This is a genomic window from Rhizobium sophoriradicis, from assembly GCF_025200795.1.
In the GTDB taxonomy this organism is placed as follows: Bacteria; Pseudomonadota; Alphaproteobacteria; order Rhizobiales; family Rhizobiaceae; genus Rhizobium; species Rhizobium sophoriradicis.
In genome coordinates, this window is sequence record NZ_CP104153.1 from 244,146 (window position 1) to 255,998 (window position 11,853).

10 protein-coding genes and 2 pseudogenes are annotated in these 11,853 nt (G+C 59.2%); 7 read left to right on the forward strand and 5 right to left on the reverse strand.

The window, feature by feature from the left end:
- Positions 1–185: 185 nt before the first annotated feature.
- Positions 186–2,240, reverse strand: a pseudogene (locus N2597_RS23090) (AI-2E family transporter).
- Between the two features lie 351 nt (positions 2,241–2,591).
- Here N2597_RS23090 and N2597_RS23095 point away from each other — a divergent pair.
- Positions 2,592–3,373: pseudogene (locus N2597_RS23095) on the forward strand (amidohydrolase); the annotation flags it as partial.
- A gap of 112 nt (positions 3,374–3,485) precedes the next feature.
- Here the strand turns inward: N2597_RS23095 and N2597_RS23100 are convergent.
- The 4 genes from N2597_RS23100 to N2597_RS23115 form a co-directional block, all read right to left on the reverse strand.
- On the reverse strand, positions 3,486–3,968 hold the full coding sequence (locus N2597_RS23100) for a DUF302 domain-containing protein (RefSeq protein WP_183599431.1): 483 nt from the start codon (positions 3,966–3,968) through the stop codon (positions 3,486–3,488).
- An 85-nt stretch (positions 3,969–4,053) separates the two neighbouring features.
- On the reverse strand, positions 4,054–5,256 hold the full coding sequence (locus tag N2597_RS23105; protein ID WP_040112698.1) for an MFS transporter: 1,203 nt from the start codon (positions 5,254–5,256) through the stop codon (positions 4,054–4,056).
- Positions 5,257–5,345: 89 nt separating this feature from the next.
- On the reverse strand, positions 5,346–5,807 hold the full coding sequence (locus N2597_RS23110) for a cupin domain-containing protein (protein WP_225881476.1): 462 nt from the start codon (positions 5,805–5,807) through the stop codon (positions 5,346–5,348).
- Positions 5,808–6,038: 231 nt separating this feature from the next.
- Positions 6,039–6,935 (reverse strand): LysR family transcriptional regulator, encoded by an 897-nt coding sequence (locus N2597_RS23115; RefSeq protein ID WP_040112700.1) that lies wholly within the window; start codon positions 6,933–6,935, stop codon positions 6,039–6,041.
- Between the two features lie 182 nt (positions 6,936–7,117).
- On the opposite strand from N2597_RS23115, the gene N2597_RS23120 reads away from it, so the two are divergent.
- From N2597_RS23120 to N2597_RS23145, 6 genes are all read left to right on the forward strand, one after another.
- Positions 7,118–7,948: a 3-hydroxybutyrate dehydrogenase gene (locus N2597_RS23120; protein WP_052272701.1), complete on the forward strand. Its 831-nt coding sequence runs from the start codon at positions 7,118–7,120 to the stop codon at positions 7,946–7,948.
- Between the two features lie 47 nt (positions 7,949–7,995).
- Positions 7,996–9,039: a patatin-like phospholipase family protein gene (locus N2597_RS23125; RefSeq protein ID WP_183599449.1), complete on the forward strand. Its 1,044-nt coding sequence runs from the start codon at positions 7,996–7,998 to the stop codon at positions 9,037–9,039.
- Between the two features lie 218 nt (positions 9,040–9,257).
- The gene (locus N2597_RS23130; RefSeq protein WP_040112702.1) at positions 9,258–9,527 is read left to right on the forward strand and encodes a BufA1 family periplasmic bufferin-type metallophore; all 270 of its coding nucleotides are present in this window, start codon (positions 9,258–9,260) and stop codon (positions 9,525–9,527) included.
- A gap of 42 nt (positions 9,528–9,569) precedes the next feature.
- The gene (gene bufB / locus N2597_RS23135) at positions 9,570–10,595 is read left to right on the forward strand and encodes an MNIO family bufferin maturase (protein ID WP_040112703.1); all 1,026 of its coding nucleotides are present in this window, start codon (positions 9,570–9,572) and stop codon (positions 10,593–10,595) included.
- Positions 10,585–11,367, forward strand: a complete 783-nt coding sequence (locus N2597_RS23140) for an HvfC/BufC family peptide modification chaperone (RefSeq protein WP_040112704.1) — start codon at positions 10,585–10,587, stop codon at positions 11,365–11,367. Before bufB ends, N2597_RS23140 begins: the two co-directional genes overlap by 11 nt.
- Before the next feature lie 12 nt (positions 11,368–11,379).
- Positions 11,380–11,853 carry a DoxX family protein gene (locus tag N2597_RS23145; RefSeq protein ID WP_040113139.1) on the forward strand — a complete coding sequence of 158 codons (474 nt, stop codon included), beginning with the start codon at positions 11,380–11,382 and terminating at the stop codon, positions 11,851–11,853.

Here is an 11,853-nt window from a genome sequence, read left to right on the forward strand (position 1 = left end):
CGGGTGGCTTATAAGCCCAAGGCACCAAACTCGGTTCGCACAACTCGGGGGTGCCAAGCTCCCCTGGAAATGCGGTTTGGTCCCAACTCTTGGTGTTGTAGATCGGCCGATCGCATGAAGGCTGCTTCGCTTGACCGCTGCAAAGGGATTTCTTCAAGGGTAGCAGCCGAGGATTTGATTTGCCGCTAAATCCCGGACTGCGCGGCGGTTATGCTTGTCTTGTTCGAGGATCGCCTGGTACGAATCTTGCGCGCGGGCGTCACCAATGATGCCGGTGCATCGGCGAGTGCCTCGCGGGCCGCTGAGGTCAAGGTGGTGGCGACGAAATCAGCCTCCCCAAGCGTAGGCGGTTGCCTTTCCTCCTGGTTTTCCACCCAGAGGACTGCGCCGACGCGAATGGCCGGGTATATGCGCTTGAACCGACGAATAAGTATGCTGGCGTGCCTTGCCGAGTCTTCGTTGAGGAAGCAAACCACGATGGCGTTCGATTGTTTGGGAACGAGGCTAATGGCGCCGCGACTGGAAATGTCAGAATGCCTCGCTGCAACCACCTCGGCTCCCTGTACCTGAAGAACCTGGGCGAGCATCGCAGCCGACGCGTCGTCGAGTGGGCCCCTGCCTCCGATGCAGAAGACGGTCTTGCCACGTCCGTCAGGCAGTTCGCTTTCATCTTCATTGCCTTCTTTGGGCGGGGTGCTGGGCAGACCTACCGATTCCTCCTCCTTCTGTTCTTCCTCGTCCTCTTCTTGTCCTTCTTCCTGCGCAATTTCCGCAAGGTTCAAGACCAGCGTGATGGCGGTCCCGAACACCTGTTCCATCTGCTCCGCGGTCAAGACGCCTCGACGCCTATCCTTCTCCGCGAGTAGAAGGGCGGGGATGGCAACCTTGCCATAGTAATCTTCCAGATAATCCTCCTCTAGAAATTCCTCAGCGTAATCGGTCGCCTCGTCGGGATCGCCGGCAAGAAGCCGCTGGTACAGCCGTTCCTTGGGATCGAGCACCGGGTCACTTCCAAAAACCACCTCAAGGAACTCGAACTGCGGGACGTACCGCCCCAGCACTGCAAGACACACGGTCAACGGCGTGGACAGTACAAGACCGACCGGCCCCCACAGCCATGCCCAAAAAATCGCCGCGACGATGATTGCCAGCGGAGAGAGTCCGGTACGAGAACCATAGAGCCAAGGCTCGATGACGTTGTTGCTGGTCAATTCCAGCACGACGAAGATGGCCGCAACCCAGAGAACCAGGCTCCAGCCGGGGTCGACTGCAAAGGCCAGGAACAGCGGCAGAACTGTCGCGATGACAGGCCCGATATAGGGGACAAATCGAAGGACGATGGCCAGCATCCCCCAGAGCGCTGGATTGGGAATGCCAACCGCCCACAGTCCGAGCGCCAATGGAACGCCGTAAGCGCAGTTCACCACCAGCTGCATAAGAAGATACCGTGCGACGCGGCTTCCCGCCTCCTGGATGGCTTCTGTTGTGCGATGCAGATCGCCATAACCAACGAGCCGGATAAAGCGATCGCGAAGCTCTTCCCGCTCTAACAGCATGAATATTACGACGACGATGATCAAGCCCAATGAGGCGATGGGGCCAAGTAGAGGACCAATCAGGCTGGTAAGCGTTTCAATTGGTCTGCTAGGCGCGAATATTTCGACGAGCACGGGCTCCCTTGGTCTTGATCCGGTACCTGGGGCAACTGGGCGCTCCTCGGCGTTGCTGAGCTCACGACCGACGCTCTCAATGACGGATGTCAGGCGCCGCACAATACCGCTATCCGTTCCACTTTCCTGGAGAGATCGAATTTTTGCAATGATGTTGCCCTGGTAGGCCGGAAGGTTCTGGGCGACTTCCGCAACGTGTCCTGCTACGACAAGCCCGAACAGGACGAGGACAAGAAAAGCGATCACGACGGTGATTATTACCGCCGGAATACGGGGCAGGCCAAGCTTTCGAAGACGAGAGGAGATAGGAGCCAATGCGAACGTCAACAGGACTGCGATTGCTAGAGGAAGAAGTACTTCCTTGCCGAAATAAAGAATAGCAATAGCAGCGAGTACACTCGCGAAGGCAGGCATGCGTGAAGGGGAGGATGGCGAGGTCGAATAGACGCGACGGGGGCCGAGGTCATTTTCCAATTCCGCCTCCGTGTTATTTGGCGTTGCTCGAGGAAATCAATGTGTCTCTCGTTCTCGCCAAGTCTTTGCAATTAGGGCGCAGTGTGGCCCCGGCAATGGTTGTGACGTACCGCACTTGACGGCCTCTATGGCGTAGTGTGCGGAGGTGACCGCGCCGGCAAAGAGACGCACAGCAAAAAGCCGCAACAAATGTCGACCACGATATGAGGGAAGCGTTCCCATCAGGATCGGCAACGCCGCCGCCGGACAGGTGCAAATCGACGTCTATGGCGAACTGATCGATACCTCTCAATGCAGCGCGCGCAAAACGGAATGTGCAGTGTAGCCGTGTAGATCTCCGCAGCCAATATGGGCCAGCCATCCGCGCACCACATCGACCGCCGACCCGCTTCGGGCACAAATATCGCGCTCGTATTCATCCCGCCCGATGATGGCAGGCAAATCACCCGAGGCGTGGCCGGCATTCCCACCGCTGTCATGGGAGAGGCGGGTGAAGGTGGTCCCGTCATCGCAATTCTCGGCGAGTTCGACGCGCTGCCCGGCCTCAGCCAAGTCGCCGGTCTTGCCGAGGCTCGTCCTGTCATCGAGGGAGGCAATGGTCATGGCTGTGGTCACAATCTTCTCGGCGCAGGCTCCATGCTGGCCGCGGCGGCCGTGAAGGACTATCTTGCAGCAACGATCTTCAGGGCCGGATCCGATACTATGGCTGCCCGGCCGAGGAGGGAGGCTCGTCCAAGGGCTTCATGGTGAGGGCCGGCGTTTTCGGTGACGTCGATATCGCCATCTCCTGGCATCCGGCCGCTTTCGTCGGTGTGAACAACCCTATCTCGCTCGCCTGCAACGAGCTGAATTTTCACTTCGCCGGACGTGCGTCCCACGCTGCTTCGTCGCCGCATCTCGGCCGTAGTGCGCTCGACGCGGTCGAGCTCATGAATGTCGGCGTCAACTATCTGCGCGAACATATGCCTCCCACCGCGCGCATACACTATGCGATCACTGACACGGGCGGTCATGCGCCCAATGTCGTGCAGGCGAAGGCCACAGTACGCTATCTCGTCCGGGCGCGTACCCTGCCGGAGTTGCTGGAGCTTGTCTCCAGGGTCAAGGACGTGGCCGCCGGCGCCGCCTTGATGACCGGAACCTCTGTGCATAGCGAAGTTCTCAGCGGCGATGCCAATCTCATCGGCAACACGCCGCTCGAGGCGTTAATGCACGGCATGATCCGCCGGTTCGATTCCCATCAAGGCGAGGGCTTACTGTTCAGTTCGTCGATAAGACATCGGGAGGCCCGACTCAGACGATAGGGTCGGGCACGTTAAGCCAGGCCGCCAGTCCGTGGTTTTATTGGCTAACTGGTACCGTCACCGCTTTGATGACGTCAGTCGCCATCTTAAATTCCTTGTCTCGGCTGGTGATACCGTGGCGTCGCGCGATCCAGGCAAAATCCGTGTATGCGACGCGAACCGACCCATCCTTCGTCTCGTAGACGAGAACGCGAACCGGCCAATCGAGGCCGGCTGTAGGATTGGCGGTGATGAATGTCGTTCCGAGTGCCGGATTGCCGAACAGAATCAGCCGCGAAGGGAGGACCTTGTTGCCGGCAGCCGTACCGAGTGCCGCTTGATCGATATCATCGAACAGCGTGATGCCTTTGTCAGCGACATTTGCCTTGATCTTACTCACAGTCTCGTCAACCGAGTAACGGCTTTTCAGAACAATGACGCCGTCGCGCGCACCTGCTTGGGCGACTGAGGCGGACGTTGCCGCGATTGCGGCTGCCAATGAAAGCATGACGGTGAAGAATAGGTTGATCACTCTTTGCATGACATTCTCTCCTTTGGTTGGGTGAATTTCGGACTAGTCGTCAGGTCGGGCGGAACAGCGTTCCGTCCGCTTCGACAGGCTGGGCTTATGATTGTGGCGCGCTCAGCGACCCTCCGAGGAAGATTGCCGTGCCGAGTGCGGCGATCAGGACGAGCACGCAGGCGTTCCAGCCGAGATGGTCATAGACATGTCCGAGAGCCAGACTGCCGATCATGCCGCCGGTATAGTAGGATGCCAGATAGATGCCGCTGGCACCGGCCTTGTCGCTCATCGCACGCCGGCCGATGATGCTTGTGGCAATCGCCTGGGCCAGGAACGTGCCCATTGCCACCAGCGTCAATCCGCCGAGGATGATTGGCAAATTTGTGCTGAGAAGCGCCACGAGGCCGAGGACGGCCATTGCCAGGGTCAAGACGATTGCCGCTTTCGAGCCGACATGGCTTGCGAGATTCCCGGCAAACGGCGTGGTCACGATCGAAGGGAGAAAGACAAGGTAGACAAGGCCGAGCGCCATCGGCGCCACGCCCAGCGCGACGATCTGGAAGTTCACATAAGTATAGGTGCCGATGAACACGAACAGGATCAGGAAACCGATCGCGAAGACGCGGCGCAGGTCCGGATCGGCAACGTGAACGCTCCAGACGCGCCTGGTCAAGCTGCCTCGACTGTCCATGCGCATCATGCTCGCGGTTTTTTTGAGCGTGAACCAGACCAAGGCGGCGCCGAGGAGATTGAGTCCTGCGAATATCAGAAAGTTCAGCGAAAGGCCGCCGACGCCGGCAATAGCGGCAGACAGCATACGGCCAAAGAGATTGCTCGCGACGTTGCCGGTCACGTAGGCTGCCAGGGCCCCGGCAGTCTTCCCGGCGGAAAATTGTTCAGACAGGTAGGCTGCCGTCAGCGTAAAGGCGGTCGACATGCATAGTCCCTGAAGCACCCGTAACGCTGCGAAGACAATAATGTTGTCTGTAAATGCCAGCAGCGTCGTCGGGATGGACAGAAGGGCGAGACTGATCCAGATGCCGTTGCGCCGGTCGACATCACCGCCAAAAAAAGCCACGAGCAGACCGGCGATTGCCATGCCGAATGTGCTGGCATTGACGGCAAAGCCCATCGTGGCGTGGCTCACCTGGAATCTCTCCACCAGCGAAGGCAACACCGCCTGTGCCGCGAAGAGGTCGATAAGGGTCAGGAAGGCAATAAGGGCGATTAGTCCAAATCGCCAACTGTCCGCACGAAGTGTCTTATCCGCATGAATGGATGCGAGCGGCTGTTCGATATCAGTCATTGCTAGGTTCCCCGAAGCGCGGCGATTTCGGCAATGGCCGAAAGCGCCGGAGCGTAGCTCAATGGTCTGAGTCACCGGACGAGTAGCGATCACATCGCTGAGTCATCGTCGTGCATTTCCGGGCTCAAAATATCGGAGGAATAAAGCACCGCCGGAACCTTGCCGTTGTTCTTCCACCAATGGGAGAGGTGGCCGAACTCGGCGGTGACCTCGCCCGCCTTGTGCAGGATCGGCGCTTTACAGGTGCTACGGTATTCGGTGATCGAGCCGGAGACGATCAGGATATTGGCCGGGCGCATCTCATGCGAATGCCAGGGAACGACGCCGCCCGGCTGCACGACGAGCTTTCGCATGCGCAGCATGCTGCCCTTCCAGGCATCACCCTTGGAGGAAAGATCGATTGTTTTGAGGACGCTTTCGGTGACGTCCTTCGGCATCATCGAGCCAGGCTTCATGCCGTCTTCGGCAACTTGATCAGCTGGGCAGTCACCCGCCATGGCAGATGAGGCGTGCAGGCAGGCGGCGAACGTGAGTGCGTTAAAGGCGAGCATAGCCAAAGAGACGCGGCTGGTTTTGAATGAAGGCATCATCGGTGGTTCTCCTTGTTGGGCTCGGCAAGATCGGTGTCGAGCATGTGTGGAGAGTGGCGGAGCGCCGATCCAAAGAGAAATGCCAGATGCTTTTGATTTCGATAGCCGTGGGCTATTGCCGATTATCAAACAAGGACCAAAAGCCCGGCGAATTGCCAGGCCATGTTCGGGAGGGGCAGTCCGATAGGGGCATTAATGCGGTCTGGTTGGCGGGGAAGCCCAGCCATAGGATTTGACGGCGCCGACAAAGACGGAAACCGCCGGCGAAAAGCGACGGCCGGCGACAGTCACGAGACAGACTTCCCGGCTGACCTCCGGTTCCGCGACTGGTCGCACCTGCAGGCCGGGAATGACGGCGCTGTATTCAGGGATGAAGCAAATGCCTAAGCCGCCGGCTACAAGATTCTGGATCCAGTCTTCGCGTTCGCTGGAATAGGAAACGAGCGTCTTGACACCTTGCGCATCGCAAAGATCCGAGAGGTAGTCCCAATATTCGCAGTTGACGCGACGCAGATAGACTTCGCCGTCGATCGCCGCGATGGGAATGGCGTCGTATTGACTGAGCCTGTGGCCGGCAGGGAAGGCGAGCATGAACCTCTCGCGGAAGAGGGAGGTCACGTCGAACCGCTCCGGAAAATTCGTTGCAGTCGACATCAGCGCCACATCGATTTCGCCGGTCTCCAACAGATCGGACAGTCTCGTGGGCACGCCTTCGATCAGTTGCAGCTGGATACCCTTGTGACGCATGTTGAAGTCGGTCAGGAGACCGGTGAACCGCCGCGGCCCGATCGTACACATGATCCCGACCTTGAGATTAGCTTCGTTCAGACATAGAAATCGCGTGGCCTCCGTCCGAACGCCCATGAGCTCATCCTGAATCTGCTGAAACCGTGGCCGGAGTAGATTGCCGAGATCGGTGATATGGGTGAGATTGCGCTCTCGGCGGAACAGCAGGCCACCGACCTCGTCCTCAAGCTGCTGTATGGCGCGGCTGAGGGCCGGTTGAGTAACATTGCACCTTTCGGCCGCACGCGTGAAATTGCGTGTTTCGCAGACGGCCAGGAAATAACGTATATGATGAATATCCATCGCTGCCCCCGGGGTGAACGCGATTTTTACTATGCTGCAATTCTCTAACGCGGCGGCATTCTCATCCAATGCCATGGATTTATCAATTCCATACCAGACCGGCATTTCTAAAGTGAGCGCCGATACTCCACTGTGACTGCCATGACGCCAGAAAGTGTCGCCAATCGCAGTGGAGAGCACACATGCTGAACGCCTTTGATCCCGAAATTGATAGTCTCGTCGGCCGCAAGCCCCTGGAGGGGCGCAGCGCCATCGTCACCGGTTCCACCAGCGGGATCGGTCTTGGCATTGCGCATGCTCTTGCTCGCTCAGGTGCGGCCGTGATGTTGAACGGTTTTGGTGATCCAGCCGAGATCGAGACGCTGCGCGCCGGCATCGCCGGCGGCAACGACGTAGACGTCGCCTATGACGCGGCTGACATGGCCAAACCGGAGGCCATTCGGATGATGGTCGAGAGGGCGGTCGCGCGGTTTGGCCAGGTCGACATCGTCGTCAACAATGCCGGCATCCAGCACGTTTCGCCAATCGGCAAATTTCCTCCGGAAAAGTGGGACGCCATCCTCGCCATCAATCTCTCCGCCGCCTTTCATCTGGTGCAGTCGACATTCGACGGCATGTGCGCCAGAGGCTACGGCCGGATCATCAATGTCGCCTCGGCTCATGGGTTGATCGCATCGCCGTTCAAGTCCGCCTATGTGGCGGCCAAGCACGGCATCGTCGGCTTCACAAAGACGATCGCGCTCGAAGGTGCGGAATTTGGCGTCACATCCAATGCGATCTGCCCCGGCTATGTCTGGACCCCGCTTGTCGAACACCAGATCGAAGATCAGGCGAAGTCGCATAAGATCGCCCGAGATGCGGTGATCCGCGATGTTTTCCTGAAGGATCAACCGACCAAGCGTTTTGCCACCATCGAAGAAATGGGTGCGCTCGCCGTGTTTCTCTGCGGCGACCTTGCCGGATCGATCACCGGGACCGCTATTCCGGTCGACGGCGGCTGGACCGCGCACTGACCAATCATTCGAACCAAGGGGAGGCAATCGTGAACAAGCACATAGGTATGCAGCCCGAATTTTCCGTTGCCGGGCGTGAACCACGAATGATCAGTCTTGCGTTGCAGGGCGGGGGCGCGCATGGCGCCTTCACCTGGGGCGTGCTCGATCGGCTGCTGGATGAGCCCAGCCTTTCTTTTGAAGGCATCGTGGCAACGAGCGCCGGCGCGATGAATGCCGCCGTCATGGCTTACGGCCTTGCCGCGGGCGGACGAAGCGGGGCGCAAAGCGCGCTCGCCAATTTTTGGCGCCGCGTCAGCCATGCGGCCGCATCGGGACCTTTGCAGCCGACTTTGCTCGACCGTCTTACTGGTTCAAAATCGCTGGAGTTCTCCCCGGCATTTATCATGTTCGACCTGGTCACCCGGCTGATGTCGCCCTACCAGTTCAACCCATTCAACTTCAATCCCCTGCGCCAAGTGCTGGAACAATCGATCGATCTCGACGCCATCCGAATGGCGCGCTGCCCCGTCAAACTCAGCATTTGTGCCACCAATGTGAGGACCGGCAAGGTGAAGGTCTTCGGCAATGACGAGCTCTCCATCGATGCGGTTATGGCGTCCGCCTGCCTGCCTTTCCTGTTCCAGGCGGTGGAAATCGATGGGGAAGCCTATTGGGACGGTGGCTATATGGGAAATCCCGCAATATTCCCGCTGATCTATGGCTGCGATACGCCCGATGTCCTGGTGGTCCACATCAACCCGATCGAAAGAGCCGACCTGCCGCGCACCGCAGGCGAAATTCTCAATCGCATCAACGAGATCAGCTTCAACTCGTCGCTGCTGAGGGAGATGCGCGCGGTGGCTTTCGTGACGCAGCTTATCGACGCCCAGATGACGCCGGCCCCCAAGCTCAAGCGTGTTTTCGTGCACGGTATTTCCGATGACGACACGATGAAGAATCTCAGCGCGTCGAGCAAGCTGAACGCAGACTGGGGAGCGCTCGTGGATCTGAGGGATCGCGGCCGTGAATGCGCCGAACTCTGGCTGCTCGCCAACTACGACGACATCGGCAAACGATCGACGGTGGACATCCGCGAACGCTATCTTTGATCCTCGACAATTCTCACTCCCGGCAGTTGCCAGATCCTGCCCCTTGAGCCCTCGTCTTTTCCAACGGGGGCTCTTTTTTTGGATGGGATCAACTGCCGAAGCATAGAGACGGCGTATCGAAACCATGCGGAGACAGCATTTCAGACGGAAGCAGACTTCTGGGAAAGTGAGTTAGTCAAGCCGATGGCGGTTTGACCCCACCAACCAGGAGACTTCTCATGAGTGCTTCACGTTTTCTTATCAGCTCGGCTATTGCCGCCGCCGCCTCCATGAGCGCCGCCAGCGCCTTTGCCGGCCCGGCTACCAAGCCGGATTTCTCATTCGAAAAATGCTTTGGCGTCGTCAAAGCCGGCCTCAACGACTGCCAGACCGCCAGCCATTCCTGCGCCGGCACGGCGACGGCCGATAATGCGAAGGATTCGTGGATTTATATTCCGGCCGGCACCTGCAGCAAGATTACCGGCGGCAGCACCGAACCCAAGGCCTGACCCCTCTCAAGCTCTCAACTGCACATCCGAAAGGAGCAACCGATGTCCAAGATATTGCCGAGCAATCCGGTACCGAACGCTGCGGGCATCGGCCTTCGCTCCCAGCATATCGGTGAAATGCTGTCCCGCCGCCCATCGGCGGGGTGGCTCGAAGTCCATGCGGAAAATTATATGGGCGGCTCGGCGGCCGTCGATGCGCTTGAGCGGCTGCGGGAAAGCTACCCCCTGTCGATCCACGGTGTCGGCCTGTCGCTCGGCAGCAGCTCCGGTCTTGATCGCGATCACTTGGAACGTATGCGCAAGCTCTGCCTGCGTTTCCAGCCAAGCCTTGTTTCCGAACACCTTGCTTGGAGCGTTGCCGATGGCGCCTATCTGAATGACCTTCTGCCGCTGCGCTATGATGCGCAGGCACTGGCCACCGTCGCCACCAATGTCTTGCGGCTTCAGGATACGCTTCAGCGGCGCGTCTTTATTGAAAACCTCTCGGCCTATATCGCCTTCGAGGGCTCAACGATGACCGAGGCGGAATTTCTCGCCGAACTCGTCCGGCTCACCGGTTGCGGTCTGCTCCTCGACGTCAACAACGTTTATGTATCGGCATGCAATCTCGGCTTCGACGCCAAAGCCTTCATTGATCAGCTCCCGGCGCATGCCGTCGGCGAAATTCACCTCGCCGGCCATGCGGTTAACGAGGTTGAGGGCGATATCGTGCTGATCGACGATCATGGCTCCCGCGTTCCGCCGGCCGTCTGGTCACTCTATGCCTATGCGATCCGGAAAATCGGACATCGCCCCACGCTCATCGAATGGGATACCGATGTCCCCGCTCTGGACGTGCTGCTCGGCGAAGCCATGTGGGCCGATCTGCTCGCCCAATCGATCGCCTTCGAAGATCGAATGCTGGCCGCAAGACCAGCGTCTCAGACGAGCCGGCTCGAAGCCATGGTCCTGCCGTTGCAGCCCGCCAGCACGAGAGGACCAATGCCTGCACTTGCCGCGCTGGCGACGATCAAGCCGTCCGTATTTGCCAATCATCCAAGGGCGAGGAGGAGCGGCCATGCTTTCTAATTGCGCCCTGCAGTCGCGGATTGCCCAGGCCGTTCTGCACGGCGATCGTAGCGACGTTGCTCCGGTGTTGGCCAAGGCCGCCTTCGATCCGCTGCGCCGGTTCAACATCTACCGTAACAACACCTTCGCCTCGCTGACGGCGACCTTGATCGCGGTTTTCCCGGTCACGACGCAGCTGTTGGGCGAGAACTACTTTCGTTACGTTGCCGGCATCTTCATACGCAGCAATCCGCCGCAGGAGGCGCGGCTCGTCCGCTATGGCGGCAATTTCCCCCGCTTTCTAGCCGGGTTCGAAGACATTCGTTCGATGCCCTTCATCGCCGAAACTGCCCGGCTGGAATGGATGATCGCGGAGGCGCTTGACGCGCCGGCATTGCCGGGCTGCATCTTGGAGCAGCTTGCAGACGGCGAAGCCGACACAGTTCCACAACTCTTTCTTCAGCCGTCGCTGCGTCTGCTCGTCTGTCGCTGGCCGGCACTGGAGATCTGGTCGGCGCATCAGCCGGGCGGACAGATCGGGACGCTCAAGGGATTGTGCCGCCGACCTGAGCGCATCGCTTTATGGCGAACAAACGAAAGCGTGCGTTTTCTGCGCCTCGAGGCTCGGGATTTCGGCTTCCTGCATGCACTGAAGAAGCGTGCAAGTCTGGAGGCGACGGTCGACCGTGTCCTTTTCCGAACGCCTGATTTCGATCTCGCGACTGCCTTGAGCGGCTTGTTCGCCGAAGGCCTCGTAGCCCGCATTCGCCACATCCAGCTAGCAACCAATTGAAGGATGGAAATCATGACCATGATGAACCCTGTCGCAGCGCGCCGCAAATCCGGGATCGCCGGACTCTACGTCTCCGCGTTGGAGCGATTGAACATGCTGCCGCTCTCGCTCGTCCAACTCGTCTCCCGCCTGGCCGTCGCTCATGTCTTCTGGCAGTCGTCGCAGAGCAAGCTTGCCTCCTGGCCGGCGACGGTGCAGTTGTTCACGCTTGAATACAGGCTGCCCGTCATCGATCCCGGCGTGGCCGCTGGGCTCGCGACGACGGCTGAGCTGAGCGGCTCCATATTGATTTTTCTCGGCCTGTTCTCGAGACTTGCCACCCTGATGTTGCTTGGCGTGATTTCGGCGATCCAGTTCCTGGTCTATCCCCAGAACTGGCCCGATCATTTGCTCTGGACCGCGCCGCTGTTGTTGATCCTGACGCGCGGAGCCGGTGTTGTCTCGCTCGACTATGTCGCCAGCCGCCTGTTTCTGAGGGAGCGCTGA